Annotated in this window: 15 protein-coding genes and 2 pseudogenes; 8 read left to right on the forward strand and 9 right to left on the reverse strand. The window is 68.9% G+C overall.

Annotated elements, in window-relative coordinates:
- Positions 1-72: 72 nt before the first annotated feature.
- Together ACZ6MZ_RS02610 and ACZ6MZ_RS02615 are read right to left on the reverse strand one after the other, a co-directional pair.
- The gene (locus ACZ6MZ_RS02610) at positions 73-1,248 is read right to left on the reverse strand and encodes a DMT family transporter (protein ID WP_469349354.1); all 1,176 of its coding nucleotides are present in this window, start codon (positions 1,246-1,248) and stop codon (positions 73-75) included.
- An 814-nt stretch (positions 1,249-2,062) separates the two neighbouring features.
- Entirely contained in the window at positions 2,063-2,605 is a 543-nt protein-coding gene (locus ACZ6MZ_RS02615; protein WP_469349355.1) for a lysostaphin resistance A-like protein, read from the reverse strand.
- 980 nt (positions 2,606-3,585) lie between these two features.
- On the opposite strand from ACZ6MZ_RS02615, the gene ACZ6MZ_RS02620 reads away from it, so the two are divergent.
- Positions 3,586-4,368 (forward strand): polysaccharide deacetylase family protein, encoded by a 783-nt coding sequence (locus tag ACZ6MZ_RS02620; RefSeq protein WP_469349356.1) that lies wholly within the window; start codon positions 3,586-3,588, stop codon positions 4,366-4,368.
- A gap of 540 nt (positions 4,369-4,908) precedes the next feature.
- Here ACZ6MZ_RS02620 and ACZ6MZ_RS02625 read toward each other — a convergent pair.
- On the reverse strand, positions 4,909-5,742 hold the full coding sequence (locus tag ACZ6MZ_RS02625; protein ID WP_469349358.1) for a PIG-L family deacetylase: 834 nt from the start codon (positions 5,740-5,742) through the stop codon (positions 4,909-4,911).
- A 383-nt stretch (positions 5,743-6,125) separates the two neighbouring features.
- On the opposite strand from ACZ6MZ_RS02625, the pseudogene ACZ6MZ_RS02630 reads away from it, so the two are divergent.
- A pseudogene (locus ACZ6MZ_RS02630) lies at positions 6,126-6,280 on the forward strand (tyrosine-type recombinase/integrase); the annotation flags it as partial.
- 407 nt (positions 6,281-6,687) lie between these two features.
- Here ACZ6MZ_RS02630 and ACZ6MZ_RS02635 read toward each other — a convergent pair.
- Positions 6,688-6,903: a DUF6243 family protein gene (locus ACZ6MZ_RS02635; protein WP_469349359.1), complete on the reverse strand. Its 216-nt coding sequence runs from the start codon at positions 6,901-6,903 to the stop codon at positions 6,688-6,690.
- Between the two features lie 496 nt (positions 6,904-7,399).
- On the opposite strand from ACZ6MZ_RS02635, the gene ACZ6MZ_RS02640 reads away from it, so the two are divergent.
- From ACZ6MZ_RS02640 to ACZ6MZ_RS02655, 4 genes are all read left to right on the forward strand, one after another.
- A complete protein-coding gene (locus tag ACZ6MZ_RS02640) occupies positions 7,400-8,818 on the forward strand; it encodes a DEAD/DEAH box helicase (protein WP_469349360.1) in 1,419 nt (472 codons plus the stop codon).
- Positions 8,819-8,898: 80 nt separating this feature from the next.
- A complete protein-coding gene (locus tag ACZ6MZ_RS02645; protein WP_469349362.1) occupies positions 8,899-9,237 on the forward strand; it encodes a thioredoxin family protein in 339 nt (112 codons plus the stop codon).
- A 693-nt stretch (positions 9,238-9,930) separates the two neighbouring features.
- Positions 9,931-10,134, forward strand: a complete 204-nt coding sequence (locus tag ACZ6MZ_RS02650; protein WP_384783221.1) for a hypothetical protein — start codon at positions 9,931-9,933, stop codon at positions 10,132-10,134.
- A 778-nt stretch (positions 10,135-10,912) separates the two neighbouring features.
- The gene (locus ACZ6MZ_RS02655) at positions 10,913-11,191 is read left to right on the forward strand and encodes a hypothetical protein (protein WP_469349364.1); all 279 of its coding nucleotides are present in this window, start codon (positions 10,913-10,915) and stop codon (positions 11,189-11,191) included.
- A gap of 358 nt (positions 11,192-11,549) precedes the next feature.
- Here the strand turns inward: ACZ6MZ_RS02655 and ACZ6MZ_RS02660 are convergent, their stop codons facing one another.
- From ACZ6MZ_RS02660 to ACZ6MZ_RS02675, 4 genes are all read right to left on the reverse strand, one after another.
- Complete coding sequence (locus tag ACZ6MZ_RS02660) at positions 11,550-14,864, reverse strand: S8 family peptidase (protein ID WP_469349367.1); 3,315 nt, start codon at positions 14,862-14,864, stop codon at positions 11,550-11,552.
- A gap of 157 nt (positions 14,865-15,021) precedes the next feature.
- Positions 15,022-16,101 carry an ABC transporter permease subunit gene (locus ACZ6MZ_RS02665; RefSeq protein ID WP_469349369.1) on the reverse strand — a complete coding sequence of 360 codons (1,080 nt, stop codon included), beginning with the start codon at positions 16,099-16,101 and terminating at the stop codon, positions 15,022-15,024.
- A complete protein-coding gene (locus ACZ6MZ_RS02670) occupies positions 16,098-17,036 on the reverse strand; it encodes an ABC transporter ATP-binding protein (RefSeq protein ID WP_469349637.1) in 939 nt (312 codons plus the stop codon). The genes ACZ6MZ_RS02665 and ACZ6MZ_RS02670 overlap by 4 nt, the downstream gene beginning before the upstream one ends.
- Positions 17,037-17,040: 4 nt before the next feature.
- Positions 17,041-17,502 (reverse strand): GntR family transcriptional regulator, encoded by a 462-nt coding sequence (locus ACZ6MZ_RS02675; RefSeq protein ID WP_469349370.1) that lies wholly within the window; start codon positions 17,500-17,502, stop codon positions 17,041-17,043.
- 134 nt (positions 17,503-17,636) lie between these two features.
- Here ACZ6MZ_RS02675 and ACZ6MZ_RS02680 point away from each other — a divergent pair, with 134 nt between their 5' ends.
- On the forward strand, positions 17,637-18,149 hold the full coding sequence (locus ACZ6MZ_RS02680; protein WP_469349372.1) for a hypothetical protein: 513 nt from the start codon (positions 17,637-17,639) through the stop codon (positions 18,147-18,149).
- Positions 18,150-18,206: 57 nt separating this feature from the next.
- Here the strand turns inward: ACZ6MZ_RS02680 and ACZ6MZ_RS02685 are convergent, their stop codons facing one another.
- Positions 18,207-18,416, reverse strand: a complete 210-nt coding sequence (locus ACZ6MZ_RS02685) for a hypothetical protein (RefSeq protein WP_469349373.1) — start codon at positions 18,414-18,416, stop codon at positions 18,207-18,209.
- A 40-nt stretch (positions 18,417-18,456) separates the two neighbouring features.
- Between ACZ6MZ_RS02685 and ACZ6MZ_RS02690 the strand changes: the two are divergent.
- Positions 18,457-19,067 (forward strand): annotated as a pseudogene (locus ACZ6MZ_RS02690) (tyrosine-type recombinase/integrase); the annotation flags it as partial.
- Positions 19,068-19,107: the final 40 nt, after the last annotated feature.

The following is a 19,107-nucleotide window of genomic DNA, read 5'->3' on the forward strand; positions in this document are numbered from 1 at the left end:
TTCCGCGGTCGCCGGACCGGTCGCCGGACCGGTCAACGCCGGCCACGGTCCGCCCATGCCTCAGTGGGGCAGTCACAGCTCGGACTCGTCCTTGGCAGAGCGCGGCCTGCGCAAGTGCACGGTGTCGAAGGCTCCCGCACCGTGATACGTGAACCTGACCGTCGGACTTTCGTGGTACGTGGCCCAGTCCACTCTGGGGTCGCGTTCGGCATCGTGCGGGCGTTCGGCATCGTGCCGGACCGTCAGGTGCCCCGGTGTGGGAAGTGGTTGGGGGGTGTACGGGGCATAGGCCGGGTACGGCGGTATTTCTGGGCGGTATGTGCCGTGCTGTCCTGCGGCCCTTTCCTCGTTGCCGCTCATCAACACGATGGTGACGCCGACGATGATCAGCAGGAGCCCCGGTATGGTCGCGGGCTTGATGTTCTGTCCCATGAGCCACCACGCGGTGAGCGCGGCCACGGGGGTCTCCAGCAGAAGCAGGATGCTCATGGTCGTCGCCGATGTCCTGCCGAGGGCGAAGTTCAGCGCGCCGAGCCCCAGAAGCTGCGGGAGGACGAGCAGCCCGAGCAGCGACCATTGCGTGGCTCTGTCGAAACCCGTCAGCGGGATGTCGGCCAGCCAGCAGACCAGAAGGAGTTCCATACCGCAGACCAGCGAAGTGAACGTCGAATACAGCGGTGTGCTCACATCCGCGCGCGACCGTTCGCTCAACGCGGTGTACCCGGCCTGAGCGAGGGCCCCGGCAAGGGCGAGCAGGTCGCCCAGCAGCGCCGTACCGCCGGACTCGATGTCGAGACCGGCGGCCGCGGCCGCTCCGACGACGGAGAGCGTGAGACCCGCCCATGTTCTGCGAGACGTCTTGGCGCCCTGACCCGCGGCGATGAGGGCCTGCCAGACGGGCTGGGTGGCGACGAGGGCGGTGGACATGGCGACCGAGGTCAGCCGGGTGCTCGTCATGAACGCCGCGAAGTGGAGAGCGAGCGCGGTGGCCGCGAGGAAGCCGAAGACCAAGGGCCGCCACTGTTCCCTGCGCAGGAGGGCGCGCTCGCCGCGCGCGACACGCCCCACCTCGCGACGGCGCAGCAGCAGGAGGAAAGGCCCGAGTACGGCGAAGCCCAGGCAGTTGCGCCAGAAGGCCATGGCGAGCGGCGAGGCGGAGCCGGCGGCGGTCAGCGGGGCGGTGGCCGAGATGCAGACAACGGTGACCACCATCGCCGCCACGGACAGCGGATCTATTTTGGTTTTCACGCGCTCGTACCGCCGTGCGCGGTCGATCGGAACGCTGCGGATGCCGCCTTTTCATTGCCGATCGAGAACTCCAACCGCCCATGAACACAGGGTGACTTGCAGTCGCGAGGTCGGCCGATGCTTTCCGAGTCTTCCATCGCCGCTTTGACTCCGATTGAGCGTGGTGAGTTCGGTCCTGACGGTGTTTGTCAGGGGAGAGGGGAGGAAGCCTTCGATGAGGCTTCTTGACCGAACGAGATCGTAGGTGACAGCTGATGTGTCACCCGCACGGTTCCACGGCCTTCCAGCGCACGCTTGATGGGCGGCAGAAGCTCCCGCTCTGGACGGCGATCAAGCCGAACACCGCCGGTTCGCCGAGGACGCATAGCGCCGGGCGCCGCCATTTTGCCTGCTCAGAAGTCCATTGCTCGAAGCTGCTGGTTGAGGTCCGACCCGTCACCGATGTGGAGAACAGTTGCCGTCGAAGCCGAAAGGCGGCGATTTCTCCGACCGCGCTTCGCACCCACCCGGGTTCGAACTTGGCCCGTCTGTACAGCGTGCTGTGGACTGACGGGCAATTGATATTCCGTGAGGTGGTGCTCGACGGCTCGAAGGCTTCTTTGCGGCATGGAGCCCGGCTCACTGGGAAAGGTTCGCCGCGTCGAATATCCGGGCCGGGGTGATCTCGCCCTCGGCGTCGGTTCTGGTCTGGATGATGCTCCTGGCGGCGGGCCTCACAGCCGCGCGGTCGCGCGGTCGCCCGGGCCCGGTGCTGGAGCGAACGCACCACCCAGGGGCGTTGCCACCGGCGGCTCTGGTGCGCCGCCCGAATTGATCAGCCTCGGGTCGGACTGACCTGACGCGACGCGTCAGTGACAACCTGGTGCGGGTGAGCGGCCGCCTGAACGGGCGGGTCCGTCCGGCGATCCCGCTGCGTGGCGAGCAGCGTGATCGCGAGGACGACCTGTACCGCCAGGACGAATGCCTGCGTTACGGGCGAGTCGACGGTCAGCACAGCCATAGTCGCGTTGAAGCCGAGGTGAACCGCGATGGCTGCCGCGACTCCGGCACGCTCGTAGGCGTAACCGGTCAGCAACGCCACCGGGATGACGCTGAGCGAGAACATCAGACCACTCCAACTGATCAGACCGAATTCGGCCTGGACAGTTCCTTCGATGAAGAACAGCGGCAGATGCCATACCGCCCAGACGGCACCCAGCAGGAGGCCGGCCTGAAGACGGCTCATGGACGCGCGCAGGCGCGGGTATGCCGTGCCTCGCCAGCCGGGCTCCTCGGCCAACGGACCGGCGATCAGCATGCTGACGAAGAAAGGGACGATTCCGCCGACGGTCGAGATCAGTTCCTTGCCCTCGGTCACACTCACCCCGGTACCGCCCAGGAAGTCCGCGAGCAGTGCGCCCGCCACCACGGTCGCCGATGCCAGCACCAGCAGGGGCGGTGCCCAGAACAGCCGTATGCCCTGCCGGAATTGCACCGTACGAGCGGGTACGGGCTCCCGGCGGCGGGTGCGGCGAACGCGGACCACGATCGCGCCGAACACCGGGCCGAAGCCACCGAGCAGATAGGGAACGGCGGTGGGGGAGCTCGTCGGCGATCCGCCGAATGCGATAGCGATCAGCGAGAAGAACCAGGTCGTCGTGAATGTGACAGCGAAAAAGAGAGCGAGGCCGCTTTGCCGGCCGTAGGTGTTGCCGACCTCGACCTGCCGCAGCGCTTCGCCGCTCTCGGTGGGTCCGGTCCCGCTCTTCCGCTGGAACAGGTCCGCTGCCCTCTCCGCTGAGGCGCTCTCCGCGCCATGCCCATGACGCTACGGCCGGCAAAGGCCCGGCACACTGGACATACGGCCCGGCCGGAGGGTGGCACTGGATACACCCCGCGGACCGGCCAGGACCCGATGTCCTTCCTCCCGGTACTCGCGCAGCGACCGCGGCATCGCAGCCCGGCGCGCTGGTGTGCTGCGTCGTCGTGCAGCGGTCCGCGCGGTAGCAGCCGAATCGGCGCCAGAGGCGTCGCTCGTCGGGCTGTTGCCAAGCCCTGCCCGTGGCTCACCTGCCCTGCGGCAACGCCCACGCCTGGTGCTCCGCCGTGTGCGGCGCGCCGTCTCCGTCGAGATCGGCGACCCAGACGCCGACGCGGATCTCGCCGCCGGGTCCGACAGCGGGCGTCCAGGCGGAGGGCGGGAGGCCGTTGCGCTCCTCGTCTGTCGCGGAACTCCCGCGTTTGTCGCTGGCCCCCTGCGGATTCGTCTGTGATCGGTAACAGGGGTACCTCGTACGGGCGTTCGTATGTCTTCATGGGTGCACGGCATCGGCGGAGACAGCAAAGGGGCGGGCTGACATGGCAAGACATAAGGGAAGGGGATGGCACGGCCGGCTTCTCGCGGCGGCGCTCGGGGTGACAGCGCTGGCCGCTGCTACCTCAGTGTGGACCGCGCAGGCCAACCCCGTCGGAGGGCGGCAGCCGCAAGCGCGTGTCTCAGCGCCGGACGCCCGGCCCCAGGACCGGACCGTGGCCAAGGTGGCGGCGGACATCGCGCACGCCTCGGACCGCGGACCCCGGGGCGTCAACATCACCATCGACGACGGACCGGACCCGGTCTGGACGCCGCAGGTGCTGCAACTGCTGAAGGACAGCGGTGTGAAGGCTACGTTCTGCATGGTGGGCACGCAGGCCCAGGCGTACCCGGACCTGGTCAAGGAGGTCGTGGCGGCCGGTCACCGGCTGTGCAACCACACGGTCTCGCACGACACCACCATGGACACCAAGTCCGAGGCCTACCAGTCCCAGCAGATCCTGGATGCCGAACGCATGATCACCGAGGCGTCCGGAGGCGTCCGGCCGCAGTACTACCGGGCCCCGGGCGGTGCTTTCACCCCGTACAGCCGGCAGCTCGCCGCGTCCCGGGGGATGCGGCCGCTGGGCTGGAACGTCGACTCCAGAGACTTCGAGCGTCCCGGCGTGGACACCATGGTCGCCACCGTCAAGAGGGAGATCTCCGACGGGCCGACCGTCCTCTTCCACGACGCGGGAGGGGATCGCTCCCAGACCGTGGCCGCTCTGCGCGAGGTGCTGCCCTGGCTGAGGCAGCAGGGGTACGTCTTCGGCTTCCCCGTGCGGTGAGTGAGGCTCGCCCGCACCGACATCCAGACCCGGAACCCCCGGCACCAGCAGACAACAACCCTCGGTACCGGAGGAGTCGATCAGCGAGGCACTTCGCACCCTCAATACCCACGTGAATCGAGTTGAGGTGCTCACCTACAAGGAGCTGGTCGACAACGCCGAGCCTTCCCTGGGCAGCACGCCTTCGGCGTAGCCGCTACTCACCGACCGCTTCGACCAGGCGGGTGACGGGAATCGAACCCGCGCTCTGAGCTTGGGAATCACCCCCGAACTTCGGCCAGATAATGGCCTCTGACCTGGGGTGACGGTCGTTTGCAGCCGTTCGCTCAAGGCTTCGGTGAAGCCCCCGGTGACCGCTGTTTACCGACGCTAGTGGCACGTTGTGGCACGGCCTCGTTGTGCTGAGTCTTGGGAGACGGTCGGCCTGGTCGGGGAACTGGGCTCTGGTCCACCTGGATGCCCCGGCTCCTCTGAGTGAGCCGGGGAGGGTAGGTCCGTTGAGGCCGATGAGCTTTCCCGGGCCCCGGTCGGACGGGCGGATCAGCGCAGTCCGGCAAAGAGATCGTTCTCGGGTACGGTCGCGCCGGTGGCGTCCTTGACACGTACGAAGGTCTCCATGCCCATCAACTCGCCGAACCTCTCCCTGCCCATCTTGAGGAAGAAGATGTTCTCGCCCTGACTGGCGTGCGCGGCCAGCGCATCGAACTTCTGACCGCTGAACACGGTGGTGTCCACCCACGTGGTGATCTCGTCGTCGGGGAGGCCGATCTCGGCCATCGCGGCGGCCTCGGCAGGATCCGGCTCCGGCATGTCCTCCTGAAACTCAAGCATGGTCTCCCCGAACCGCTGCATCATCGAGCGGGGCATCGTCGTCCAGTACACCTTCGGTGTCAGCGCGGTCATCTCCAGCGCCGCCATCGTGATGCGGTGGGCCTGGATGTGGTCGGGGTGGCCGTAGAAGCCATTCTCGTCGTAGGTGACGACCACATCGGGTCGGTAGCGCCGCATGAGTTCCGCAAGTCGGGCTGCGCCTTCCTCCACGGGGGTCTGCCAGAAGGATCGGGGGGCGTCGTTGCTCGGCCAGCCCGTCATCCCGGAGTCGGCATAGTCCAGCATCTCCAGATCGCTAACCTTCAGGACGTCACAGCTCGCCTTGAGTTCTTGACGGCGTATCGAGGCGACGGCCGCCGGATCGTGGCCGGGATCGCCCGGCTTGACACCCCCCGGTCCGTCACCGCAACCGCCGTCGGTACACGTCACGAGAACCGTGCGGATGCCTTCCGCCGCGTACCGCGCGAGGACCCCTCCGGTTCCGGTGGCTTCGTCGTCGGGGTGGGCGTGTACTGCCATGAGCGTCAAGGGCCGGTCAGTCATGAAAAACAGTCCTCCTGCAGAACTACGTCTTGGTCCGAGTACGCGGCGGGCGTACCGCGATCCGGGGGCCCGGATCCTGGTGGGGCGGACGACCTCGTGGTCTCCGTGTTCCCCGCCCGTGCGGCGCCGGTTCCTCGGTTGCAACCGTGCCGGCCGGACCGGCTGTTCCCGGCGTGGCCGCTTGGCCTTCCAGGCGTCGGCGTTTCAACGCTAACGAGGTACGGGCGCGACCTGCACGTCTCAGCGCCACGTCGGATCCGACCTCCATCCGGCACCAGCCCTGAGATTCCGACACGAAATTTGAAACCCTACGGCGGTCCCGGGGCCCATTTCGCCTGGGGCAGACAGGAAGGGTCCACGAAGGACTGGCCATGCAGGGTGGGCCCGACGCCCTCGTCTTCGTGGGGGAGCGGGGTGCGGCCCTCCGGGCACCACTTTCGGCCGGAAATGGCCCACGGCCCGTGACGCGGTCGCCATGCCGAAGGAGCTTCGCTTCTACGACTTGCGGCACACCGGCAACACCCTCGCCGCCGACACGCGAAACGGCGCGCGGGTTTTGAGAGGTCTAGACGAGAAAGTTGGCCCAGGTCTCTGACCTGGGGCTTTTGTGTGGAGCGGGTGACGGGAATCGAACTCGCGCTCTGAGCTTGGGAATCACCCAGCACTGCGTAGGCTTGCCCGCCTCTGACCTGGGAAACGCGTCCCTGGGAGCGTGCCGCAGTGGCTTCGTTCGGGCCCCAGCTGACCGCTGTTCACCGTCCTGACTGGCACGTAGTGGCACGCCCATCCCCGGGTGGTCGGCTGAGACGCTGGTGGTCGGCCGAGAGCTGAGCGGGAGCGGCCGCGTTCGGTACGGCCGCAGACCCCGGTACGGCAGTGGGGCCCGGACCGTGCGTCGAGGCCCTGGCCCTGCCCCGTACGGTGCCGCCCTGCGACAGTGGTGCGTCAGCTCTGTGCGGTGTCGTCGCCCGTCCGCCCGGCGCCCTCGGCTGCGCCTGCCTTCTCGCGCATCCTGCGCACCAGCTCCGCCTTCTGGTCGGCGGCACCCTTGCGGTCGAGGTTGCGGTGCGGACCGTTGTTCTGCCGTTCGGCGCGGGACAGCCTCTTGCGCTGGCCGCCGCCCATGCCCACAGGGTTGTTGATGTTCTTGCTCACGGTCATGGGTTCTCCCGGAATGATGTGAAGTGATCTACGGATTCATCGGTGGGGGACGGGCGCGGCGACGTCGAGGGACGTCAGCAGGGCCCCATCACGCTCTCACTCGTAAATCGGCTTCCTGGCCTTCGGTCGAGTATGCGCCGTGCACGGACATGCTGGTCATGTATCAGTGCAAGCGCGAGACATCGATCCCGAACTCCCCGATCGCCCGCGCCCCGACCGTGCCGCCATGGTCTCCAGCTGCGGGGCAATCGCGTCCAGCGCCCGGCCACCTACGGCAGGAACCCTTGTACCGCTCGGCAAGAGCATCCCGGATGTCGAGCGGCTTACCGGCCTTCAGCGCGTGACGATCCCCGGGGCGGGTGCCCGGCCGGGCCGCGGGACGGCCGGCGCGAGGCCCGCGCTGGTAAGGTTGGGTCACGCTTGCAGAGAGCCTGGGCCCGTGCCGGACAAGGTACGGGCCCCGGTCCGTTCAGGGCGCCGAAACGAGGAACCCCCAATGAAGGCGAAGCAGCCGGCCTCCGGCCGCTCCGGACCCGGCAGGTCCGACCAGGGGAGGGCCCCGCGGGGCGAGCTCTCGGTGCCGGAGACACTGGCGCCTGGCCTCCCGCCGGCCGGCTCCTTCGCGGAGCTGGAACTGCCGGTCGAGCTGATGGGGGTGCTGGCGGGGCTCGGGATACGGGAGCCATTCCCGATCCAGGCGGCCACCCTGCCGAGCGCGCTGGCCGGCCGGGATGTCCTCGGCCGCGCGCGGACCGGCTCGGGAAAGACCCTCGCCTTCGGGCTTGCGCTCCTCGCACGTACGGCGGGCCGGCGCGCCGAACCGAAGCGCCCTCTCGCGCTGGTCCTGGTGCCGACAAGGGAACTCGCGCAGCAGGTGAGCGATGCGCTGGCTCCCTACGCGGAGGCGCTCGGGCTACGCTCGGTGACTGTGGTCGGCGGGCTGGCGATCGGCCGGCAGGTAGCGGCGCTCCGGGCGGGTGCCGAGGTCGTGGTGGCGACGCCGGGACGGCTGGCCGATCTCGTCGCCCGGCGGGACTGTCACCTGGACCGGGTGCGGATCGCGGTGCTGGACGAGGCGGACCAGATGTGCGACATGGGTTTCCTGCCGCAGGTCTCGGAGACCCTGGACCGGACGCCCCCCGGCGGGCAGCGGATGCTGTTCTCCGCGACGCTCGACCGCAACGTCGATCAACTGGTCAGGCAATATCTGAGTGAGCCGGTGTTCGCCACGGTCGATCGGGCGGAGGGCTCGGTCGCGACGATGGAGCACCACGTACTGAACGTCCATCCCGCCGACAAGTACGCGACAGCCACCGAGATCGCGGCTCGGGACGGGCGGGTGCTGATGTTCCTGGACACCAAGCACGGCGTGGACCAGTTCACCCGCCACCTGCGGAGCAGCGGCATACAGGCGGGTGCTCTGCACAGCGGGAAGTCGCAGCCGCAGCGCACGCACACGCTGGCCCAGTTCAAGGACGGCGAGATCACGGTGCTGGTGGCCACCAACGTCGCTGCCCGTGGCATCCACGTCGAGCACCTGGACCTCGTCGTCAACGTGGATCCGCCCTCCGACCCCAAGGACTACCTCCACCGCGGCGGGCGCACCGCGCGTGCCGGGGAGTCCGGCAGCGTGGTCACGCTGGTCACGCCCGGCCAGCGCCGGGACGTGAACCGGATGATGTCGGATGCCGGGATCCGGCCCACGGTCGCTCAGGTTCGCTCCGGCGAGGAGAGGCTGACCAGCATCACAGGCGCGAAGCGCCCGCCGGTGCAGGACGGGGCGAAGACCGGCAACGCGGCGTTCCGGGGTCTGGGTACCCGCGCGGGCCGCCCGCCGAAGGAATCCCGCAAGGCCGCGGAGGCGCGCACGATGGCGGAGGCCCGCAAGGCCGCCCGAGCGCGCAGGGCCCACTGACGGGCGGTACGGCCGTCGCGGTCGGGAGACACAAGGAGGCACCCACTGCCTCGCATCGAGTGGAGCGTCAAGGAGTTCCGATGGCGAACAGGGTCCATCAACCACATGAGGACGCCGAGTTCGAGTTCATCCTGGCGAGGGCGGACGTGCCGGTGCTCGCGTACTTCCACGGGGTGTGGCCCAAGGCCGCGGCAGCATGCAAGGAAATGGATCCCCTGGTGCGGGAGGTGGCCGACGCCTACGAGGGCCGACTGATCGTCGTGCGGGCCGACATCGCAAGGTGCCCCGGCCCCGTACGGCGGTACGGCGTCACCGGCGCGCCCTCCTTCGTGCTGATCGATCGGGGCGAGGCGATGGTGGACAGGAGCGGTCCGATGTCCAGGACAGCGCTCGGGGAGTTCCTGGACGCCCACCTGTGAGCAGGCCGCATACCGGCCGGCGAGGTTGTGCCCGCAGCGACCGGCCCGGGCACCATCGTGGCCGCAGATGTACAACTCTTCACCGAAACCGGCGAGTGCCCTGGTGAGGTCCTGGTGCTCGCGCAAGGCGGCTACCCGTCGTGGCTGGAAGTCTGCTCATCGAACGACGAGATCGAAGTGAACCTGGGCGCCGCGCGTCGGTGGATGAGCCACCCCCGTGATCACGGAACGCCGGCGTCCAGCTCTCTCGAATCAGGACCTCACCACGATTCAACCGACATCACGAGTTCAAGTTCAGTAGCGGACAGGCCTGAGTGACCGCAACTTCCGGGTGCTGATTGCCGGCGCCGGTACTTGGTGCGGGGGAGCATCCGTATCTGTACCCGCAGGAGAACGGCGATTTCAGACGTCCGAGCCGCCGCGCGTTGAGGATCAAGGCCTCTACGGCTCTGTTGGCTCGGTCGGGGCCCCGATCCAGGACCCGGAACCTGCGACGGAACTCGTACTCGGCTCGGGTCTCGTCGGCATCTCCGGCACGGAGCATGAGACGGCGGTGTGTCGCCTCAGGAGACAGGCCGTCGAACGGTAGCGGAGAGCCCTGGCCAGAGCGAAGCCAGCCGACACTGCGAACACCCATTCCGCGAGATTCGGCACCACACCCAACGCCCGTCTCACTGAAGAGGAAGCGACACCATGTCTGACCGGACCGCCGTGATTCTGCTCGCCTGCACTGTAGTGATCACGGTCGCCACCCTCGCCGGGGCCGGAGCCGGCTACCTCGCCCGCCGCGACCATGCTTCCTACCCCACGGCCTTGAACCGCGCCGCCATCGCCTTCAGCGGAACCCTCACCCTGGCCGCCGTCTGTGCCACTGCTTTGGCGTCACTGATCCAGTGAGGTTGCCGTTGAGATACGGCTTCTTAGCTTAAGGTCCGCACCAGCCGCACCACCTGAGCGCGAACCCGAACGGGACGCCGCACCACCCCGGCCAGTTCACGGAGGTCAGCCGGCGTGCCGATCCGGCGGACCTGGTTGCCGCCGAACAAGGATGATCTTCTGGGAACTCGCTTCCACGAACGGCACGTTGAACGGATGCCCACGACCCCGCAGCCACCTTACGCGTGCCACGGGTCAGCCACGCCGACGGAAAGGATTCAACACATGGACGACATCTTCGGGGAACTCATCGAGGAGATTGCGGAAGAGACGGCCGAAGAGATCGGCGGCGAGGTCGCCGAAGAGGTCGTCGAAGGACTCTTCGACTGACCAGGCGTCCATGGGATGCGGCAACGGTCCGACCTGCACCGCATCCCATGGACGAAGACGACGGCGTCGGTGGCACAGAAGACGGGCGCCTCCCGAACTGCGAAAGTCGTGGCAGGCGTTTCCAACACGGCCTGACAGCCATTGCACAGTCGATGGAACGAGAAGGCGCCCACCGGCCGGGCCCGGGCTGGCCGACCGAGCAGTTGTGGTGTGCGGGCCGGACGCTGGCGACACCCGTACATCTCGTTCAGCGACCTTGACACGCCCCGCGCCGTCGAGGCCCGCCGGGCGGCCGGCACCTGGACGGCATGCCACGCCTTCGCCGACCGTCACCTGCCCGCCCTCCCCTTCCACCACTTCGCCGAGCGGGTCATGGACCCTGGAGCCCGAACACGCCAGGGAGGCGACCGTGGCCAGCTTCCGTGAACAGCCCCTGATCCACGCGATCGAGGCCGACCCCGCCCTGGAGGAGAGGTTCACCTCCGACCCTGCCTTCCACTTCGACGAGGACCTGGAGACCTACGTGGCCCGCCATGTGGCCGCCGTGCTGTCCATCCCCGCCTTGCTCACCCTCGACGGGCGGTGGGTGGAGGGCGGCGGCCCCGACTATGAGCGGATGTTCAACGCCTACAGCGGTTGTCTAGTGCTGTCAAGTGTCTCTGCAGGTCAATGCGTTGATGCCGTGTAAGGCACGTTAGTCATGTAGCTACGTACGTGAGTCGGGGAGACGTTTGTTGGTGGGTACAGGAGGTGGCTTGGTGTTCTGAGGGTGATGTCGCTTGTTTTGAGGGCAGTTGGGGGCTTGCGGTGGGACGATCGGCGTGTCTCTTCCCTCGGGGGCCCGGATGCAGCTCCACCAGGCCCTCACCGATCTGGAGGAGCCTCTGGCGAGCGCCTCTCCGGGTGACGTGGGCGCGGTCCGCTTGGACGAGCAGGGGAAGCTGGTGATCCCGCCGCTGTCGGCCGAGGACATCCCGGCCGAGGCCAAGAGCGCCCGAGCCGGCCGAAGCCGACCCGGGCGTCCAACCAACACACGTGTACAGGCCCTACTTGACGGTCCGGTAGGCCCGGTGGATCGTCTGCTTCAGGGTGTTGCCGGCCGCGTCCGTGAGCGTCACGCGCAGAGAGACCGTGCCCGCCTTCGCCGGGTGGCGCAGGTCGAGGCGCTTGCCGTCGACCGCCTTCGCCGGGTGCCAGGTCCGGCCGTCGTCGTACGAGACGGAGAAGGCCAACTTGCGGGCGGTGCGCGCGGTGGCCGCGCCCTCGACCGTGAACGGGACAGAGAAACGCGTACCCGCCTTGGCCGTGCTCTCCGTGGACAGCCGGGGCGTGAAGCGGACCACCGACAGCGGCAGCCGCTGCCCGACACCGGTGACGTGCGCGGAGGTGAAGGTCCACTCGGCGGTGACCCGGGTGGAGACCGAGGAGAGCGTGGTGGGGCGGGAGACGTCCGTGGTGAGACGGAACGTGCGCTTGGCGGCGGGGAGTTCGTACGAGACGCCGGCCAGGTCCGTGTTCGCGGCGAAGATCTTCGTGCCGCCCGCGTAGAGGGTGCTCCTGGCCTTGCTGTAACGGGAGTCGCCCACGTGCCCGGCGCCGTCGGAGAAGAGCGGAAGGTACGCCATGAAGGTGTCACCGACGCGGACCGCGCCCGGACGGTCCTCGTTGCCGGTGAGCGGGCCCGTGAGATGCGGGCCGAAGACGCCGGTGTTGAAGCGCTCGGTGTACTGCTTGCCCGCGCTGTACGCCCGGGGGTTCGCGGTCCACTGGCCGGCGTCGTACACGGTTTCGCCGTCGGCGTCCGTGCCACTCGTCTGCCACACGGAGTACTGCCACCGCACGCCCGGCAGAACGTAGTCGGTGAGGGTGGCGGGCAGGGAGAACTCGGTCGGGTTGAAGTCGGCCCAGAATCCGCCCCCCGGCGTGAGGGGCGCGGCGACGAGCGACCCCTTCTTGTCCTTGGCGGGCTCACCGACGGGGATGGTGACCTTGGCGAACTGCGAGCGCTTCAGGTTCGCGGTGAAGCCGGCCAGATCGCCGGTACGGTTCATCGCCGGCCGGTAGCTCGTACCCCCGTGCGTCCAGGTGCCGTTGTACTGCGCGAACGCCTCGCGGGCGGGCAGCCGGGCGCCGAACTGCCCGACGCGCAGCTTGCCGAAGCTGCCCATCTCGTACGTGGTGACGCTCTGGATCCGGTCGATGTCGAACCCGTAGTTGAAGGTGGCGTCGGTGTGCTTGGCCCTGGCGTCCGGCACGGTGATCCGGACCGGTTCGGCCTTGCGGGCGTCCATGACGAGGGTGGTGTCACGGGTGAGCGAGAACTTGGGGTTGAGGAGGAGGGCCAGGTCCCCGGCGTCCGGGGTCGCGCCCGTGTCGATACGGCCTTCGAGGCTGTAACGGCCCCTGGGCAGCCGCACGGTGAACTCGCCGTCCGTGTCGTCCGAGTAGTCGTTCCAGATCTCGTTGTCCAGCCCCTGCACCCCGGTCTGGGACCGCCCGGCGGGCTTCCCCCTGAGGTCGAGATGCCTGACGGTCAGGTCGTACGACTCGACTTCGCGCTGTACGCCGACACCGGTCCGTACGGTGATGCCGGCGCCGTCCGTCGCGGTGACCGAGCCGCCGAAGCCGCCGTCGGCCGTGCCCGCGCCGCTGTCGGCGGTGACCTGGGCGGTCGCGGTGCCGCCCGCCGGGACGGTGAGCCGCTTCGGCGAGACCTCGAACATGCCCTCGGCGGCGGGCTTTCCGTCCTCGCCGTACACCTCGGTGGTGAGGTCGAGGGTGAGGAGGCGGTCGCCGTCGTTGCGGTAGGTGACGGTCTTGGTGACCGGCTTGTCGTCGGTGTGCGGCCACTGCTGGGTGGGGAAGCCGAGGGTGGCCGGGCTGGTGGTGAGTTGCTGGCCGAGGGCGCGGACGATGTCCGTACGGCCCGTGCCCTGCGCGAACGCCGAGACACCGGCGGTCGGCTTGGCCGACGCGGTGAGCGCGGCCTTGAGGCGCTCACCGGTCCAGTCGGGGTGACGCTGGGCGAGGATCGCGGCGGCGCCCGCGACATGCGGGGTCGCCATTGACGTACCGCTCATCGACACGTAGCCGTCGGCGGCCGGGTCGCCCTCCGTGCCCTCGGCGGCCTTCGCGGCGACGATGTCGACGCCGGGGGCGGTGAGGTCGGGCTTGAGGGAACCGTCCGCTGTCGGGCCGCGGCTGGAGAACTCGGCCATCGCGTCGGCACGGTCCACCGCGCCCACGGTGAGCGCGGCGGCGGCGCTGCCCGGCGATCCGACGGTTCCGGCGCTCGGGCCCTCGTTGCCGGCGGCGATCACGAAGAGGGCGCCCGAGGAGGCGGACAGCTCGTTCACCGCCTGCTCGACGGGGTCGTCACCGGGGCTGTCGGGGCCGCCCAGGCTGAGGTTGACCACCTCGGCACCCTGCGCGACGGCCCACTGCGCGCCGGCGATGACCCCGGACTCCTCGCCGTAGCCGCCGTCGTCGAGCACCTTGCCGCTGATCAGCCGGGCGCCCGGCGCGACCCCCTTGTACTTGCCCCCGGAGTGCGCGCCGGACCCCGCGACCGTGGACGCCACATGCGTGCCGTGACCCACCCGGTCGACCGTGTCCGCCGCCTCGGAGAAGTTCTTCGCCGCGTCGATACGGCCCTTCAGATCCGGGTGCGTGCCGTCAACTCCGGTGTCCAGCACGGCGACCTTGACGCCCGTGCCGTCGTACCCCGCCGCCCAGGCCTCGGGGGCGCCGATCTGCGCGGTGCTCCGGTCGAGGGCCGCCTCGACCTTCCCATCGAGCCAGATCTTCTCGACCCGGTCGGCGGCGGCCGACCTCTCCCGCGCCGTCCCCCCGCTGCCGGTGAGCGTCTCCCACAGGTCGGCGCCCTCGGACTTACGGGCCTTCAGCGCGTCCCCGTTGACGCTGGGCAGGTCCCGGCTGACCCGGGCTCCGGCGGCGGACAGCGCGCTCGGCGCGAGGGTGCGGCCCTTGGCGTACGTCACGATCAGCGGGAGGTCGGGGCGGGCCACGTCGTCGTAACCCCACTTAACCAGCTGCGTCACGTCGAACAGCCGCCGGTCGGCGGTGCCGTTCGCGAGGAGCCGCTCGGCGTCACGCGGGACGACGTAGGTGCCGTCGGCGCTCCGCGCTATTCGGAAGGCGGTGCCTTCCCGACCCTTGCCGGGCCGCACACCGGTGACCTGTCCGGTGGCGTCCAGCGTGACCCGGTCACCGGTGACGAGGGTGACTGTCCTGGCCTTGCCGAGGGCGCGGGCCGTACCTGCCGTACCGCTGTCGAACTGTGCGGCCCCGGATTCCGGGGCACCGAGCAGGGCCGAGGTAAGGGCGGCGGCGACGAGCACGGCGAGAGCGGAAGCCTCACTCGCTCGCCTCTTACGGTGATTCAAGGCATGCCTTTCTCTCTGGACCTTCGGGCATGGCAGAGCAGCCCGGCGGACGGGACAAAGAAACAGAGGGGAAAGACGCGCCCCTTCGCAAAGGGGCGCGGGGCGTACGGACTCAGACGAGCCGCTTACGACCCCAGAAGAAGAGGAACGCCACGACACCGGCGGTCAGGGCGAACAGAATCGACGCCCCGAACCACTGCATGGCGTTCATCTGCGACAGCGGGAGGTACTGCACCGACCAGCCCACGACATCGGCCTTGTCCAGGCACACCTGCCGTGCCGCGTCGGTCTGCGACCCCGAACAGGTGCCCCAGCCCACCAGATCCCCGCTGCCGGTGACATACGACTGGTCGATTTCGTAAGCGCCGTGGGGGAGCGACGGGGACACGTTCTCGCCCATGACACCCTTGTTCGTCGTGACCGTGACGACGTTGCCGAGCGACAGCAGAAAGTAGCCCCAGACGAGCTGGAGGACGACGGTGAAACCGAAGGTGACCACCATGGCCGTCAGCGTGCGCCGCAGCACCACACCGATCGCCACCCCGCCGAAGACGGAGAAGAGGGTGAGGGCGACAGGCACCGGGCCCGTCGTGTTGAACGCGTCGCCCGAGGTCCAGTCCATGACCTGGGCCTCGGACTTGACGGGGTTCCACCACCAGCCGAACACCGCCGACAACACGCCCGTGCTCACCACGACCACCAGTCCGGCCAGCGCCAGCTTCGTGGCGAGCCAGCGGGTCCGGCTCGCGGACTGGGCGGCGACCAGCTTGGCGGTGCCGTTCTCCAAGTCGCCCGCGATGAGCGGGGCGCCGAGGAAGACACCGAGCAGGACGGGTATCGCCTGGAGACCCATGGAGACGAAGGAGAACGCGTCGTTGTACTGCGGGAACCTGCCGCCCGCCTCGTCGAGGCTCTTGCCGGGATAGCCGTAGCCGTCGAGGAAGTCGACCAGCTGGCCGCGCTGGTAGACGATCCAGGCCACGGAGAGCGCGGTGGCGGCGAGGATCGTCCAGAACGCGGCCCGGTGCTGGCGCCAGACCAGCCAGGTCATACCGCTGAGTCGGGGGCGCCGGTTGGCCTCCGTGGTGGTCGCGTTCAAGGTCCCGTCGGTGGTCCCGTTCATGGTCCCGTTCTTGCCGTCGCTCGTGGAGCCGGTCGAGGTGCTGGTCGAGCTGCGGGTGAAGGTGCTCATGCCGCCACTGCCCCGGTGCCGAACTCCTGTCCGTGGACCTGGGCGGTGAGGGTGATCAGCGGTGGTGCGTCGGGTGAGCGGAGATAGGCGAGCAGGAGTTCCTCCATGTTCGGGGCGTTTATGGCCCAGGGGCCGGTGACCGGGCCCTCGGGGCGGATGAGCGCGGTGAACTGCCGTCCGCTGGTCCGGGACTCGACGAGGGTGTGGTGCCCGAGGGCGAGGGCGGGAGGCATGCCGTCACCCTCCTTGGCGCCCGTGACCAGGGTGTGCATGGACATCAGCTCGTCCACGTCACCGGCGAGGCGCACTCCGCCGCCGGAGACGACGACGAGGTAGTCGCACACGTTCTCCAGTTCGGCGAGGACGTGGGTGGACATCAGCACGGTGGTTCCGCGCTCGGCGGCCTCGGCGAGGAGGGTGCCCATGATCTCGTGGCGCACGACCGGGTCGAGGTCCGACATCGGCTCGTCGAGCATCAGCAGGTCGGGGCGCTTTCCGAAGGCGAGGGCGATGGCGACGCGGGTGCGCTGGCCTCCGGAGAGGGTGCTGATCTTCGCGTCGAAGGGCACGTTGCCCGCGCGGATGATGTCCTCGGCGGCGCGCTGGTCCCAGCCGGGGTTCAGCTCCCGGCCCAGACGCAGGGTCTCCGCCACGGTGAAGCGGCGGAACAGGGGCTTCTCCTGGGCGAGGAACGCTGTGCGCCGACCGGACTCCACCGAGCCCGGAGCCTCACCGAACAGGCTGATCGAGCCGTTCGTCGGCTGCAGGACATGGGCCGCGATGCTCAGCAGCGTGGTCTTGCCCGCCCCGTTGGGCCCCACCAGGCCGCAGATCCGTCCCGCCGGGAGCCGGAAGGAGCAGTCCCGCAACGCCCAGCCCTGCCGGTAGCGCATCCCCAGCCCGTACGCCTCGATCGCCGGTTCCCCCGCGTACATACCTTCACTCACCTGTGCTCCTAGTTGTCGTGGCCCCCGTGGCCCCCGTGGACCCCGTTGCCGCCACGTTCCCGGCGGCGTAGTGCTTCTCCATCGCCGACGCGACCAGCGCGGCCACGTCCTCCTGCTCCAGACCGGCCCCGGCCGCCTTCGACATCCACGCCACCAGCTCCGCGTACAGCGGCGAGTCGGTGCCCGTCCCGGGGCGGCCCAGCGTGCGGCGTACGAAGGTGCCCTGGCCCGGTCGCGGTTCGACCAGGCCCTCGCGCTCCAGCTCGCGGTACGCCTTGAGGGTGGTGTTCGGGTTGACCGTGCTGGTCGCGGCGACCTCCTTGGCGGTGGGCAGCCGGTCACCCGGCACGAGTACGCCCAGCCGGAGGGCCTGCTTGGTCTGCTGCACGATCTGCTGGAAGGCGGGGACCCCGCTCCGCCTGTCGATGCGGTACTCCACGATCACCACCACCATTCCACTACTTGATTAGTGGAATGATGATGGAAGGGTGTGAGGGCGGTTGTCAATGCCGACCGGGGACGAGGAGAAGCGGGTGGGAGGTACGCTGACCGTCTTTTTTTGGGACATCAGCGGACAGGGAACAAGGCATGTCCAGCAAGAGACGCCTGATGGTGGCCGGTCTGACGATGGCCCTCATGGCCGGGCTCGGCGCATGCGGAAGCGGAAGCGGGCAGAACGACAACCCATGGGAGGACTCCACCGCCGGCGGGGGCGGCAGTGGCCAGCGCGACGAGGGCCACGACGACGACCAGGGCACCGCGCCGGACACCGCATCGGAGGCGGCCACCGTCACCGGACTCCGCGACGCCGTCCGCCACGTCTCCAGGAAGACCACCAAGGTCACGCGCCCGCACACGGTCAGGAAGTGCACGTCCACCGCGGGCTCCCGGAAGTGCAAGAACGTCCGCAGCGGCACCGAGACGTACACCCGGGTGATCCGCCAGGAGCGCTGGTGCGTGAGCCTGAACGACGTGGACGGCGACACCTCCAGGGGCACCGTCTGGTACCGGGTCACCCACGCGACCTACACCGAGGCCGCCGCCACGGACCGGCTCGACCCCATGAAGTTCACGCCGGAGGCCACCGACTGCGTCCAGTGACGCCCCGTTCCCCCAATTAGACAGTGAGTCAAGTACTCAACCGTAATCTTCCAGCTGTTAACCGCGGTAACCGACCAGTAGGTACGGTCCTGCCCGCTTGGCGAGGTGAGCGAGGAGTTCCGAGTGGGCCGGAGCGAGGTCTAGTGTCAGGACGCGCAGCGCCGTGCTCCGGCGGGCGTTGGGGGTGAGGCCGTCTGCCAGGCTGGTGATCGCGGCGAGGCCAGGGGTGAGGTAGTGCCGGTCGATGCACAGGCCGAACGCGTACACGGCGAATCCGCCTTCCGGTTGTGGTGCGGTGCGTCCCGCGGTTGCTCGACCCCTCGGACCGCGCTGGCGCATCATGATCTTCCTGGGCGCCTTCGCGTCCTCCGCCCCGAAGAACTCGCGGAGCTGCGGCGCGGTGACATCGACCTCGACGAAGGCGTCGTGTGGATCAGGCGAGCCGCACCGGAGCTGACCAACGGCCAGAAGGTCGTGGGAGCACCGAAGTCGCGCGCAGGGAAGCGGGCGATCTACCTGCCCGACTTCGTGGTGCCCGAGCTGCGCCGCCACCTTCAGTGGTTCGCCGAGAAGGAACCGGACGGACTGCTCATCGTCGGCGAGCGCGGAGCCGCCTTGCGACGGTCTTCCTTCGGGCGTAAGTGGCGCAAGGCGCGGACCGCGGCGGGTCTGCCGGACAGCTTTCGCTTCTACGATCTCCGCCACACCGGCAACACCCTGGCGGCAGACTCGGGCGCGAAGCTCAAGGACCTCGTGGTCCGGGCGGGCCAGTCCAGCCCCAAGGCACAACTGATCTACCAGCACTCCAAGAAGAAGCACCAGCGCAAGCTCGCAAAGAGCATCGACGCCGAAGTCCGGCAGCAGCGCGGTGAAGCAGCCGAACAGGCTCAGGCGGAGACACGGAAGCACCCCGGCTGAGGTCGTGGTGGCCTCGTCCGTCGCGGCGTGGCGGAGGCGG

The organism is Streptomyces sp. NPDC042201, assembly GCF_055582185.1.

Coding starts and splice junctions, on each gene's coding strand:
- ACZ6MZ_RS02620 (WP_469349356.1), top strand. CDS start 3,586: ATGGCAAGACATAAGGGAAGGGGATGGCACGGCCGGCTTCTCGCGGCG.
- ACZ6MZ_RS02670 (WP_469349637.1), bottom strand. CDS start 17,036: ATGTACGCGGGGGAACCGGCGATCGAGGCGTACGGGCTGGGGATGCGC.
- ACZ6MZ_RS02675 (WP_469349370.1), bottom strand. CDS start 17,502: ATGGTGGTGGTGATCGTGGAGTACCGCATCGACAGGCGGAGCGGGGTC.
- ACZ6MZ_RS02625 (WP_469349358.1), bottom strand. CDS start 5,742: ATGACTGACCGGCCCTTGACGCTCATGGCAGTACACGCCCACCCCGAC.
- ACZ6MZ_RS02665 (WP_469349369.1), bottom strand. CDS start 16,101: ATGAGCACCTTCACCCGCAGCTCGACCAGCACCTCGACCGGCTCCACG.
- ACZ6MZ_RS02645 (WP_469349362.1), top strand. CDS start 8,899: ATGGCGAACAGGGTCCATCAACCACATGAGGACGCCGAGTTCGAGTTC.
- ACZ6MZ_RS02635 (WP_469349359.1), bottom strand. CDS start 6,903: ATGACCGTGAGCAAGAACATCAACAACCCTGTGGGCATGGGCGGCGGC.
- ACZ6MZ_RS02680 (WP_469349372.1), top strand. CDS start 17,637: ATGTCCAGCAAGAGACGCCTGATGGTGGCCGGTCTGACGATGGCCCTC.
- ACZ6MZ_RS02650 (WP_384783221.1), top strand. CDS start 9,931: ATGTCTGACCGGACCGCCGTGATTCTGCTCGCCTGCACTGTAGTGATC.
- ACZ6MZ_RS02640 (WP_469349360.1), top strand. CDS start 7,400: ATGAAGGCGAAGCAGCCGGCCTCCGGCCGCTCCGGACCCGGCAGGTCC.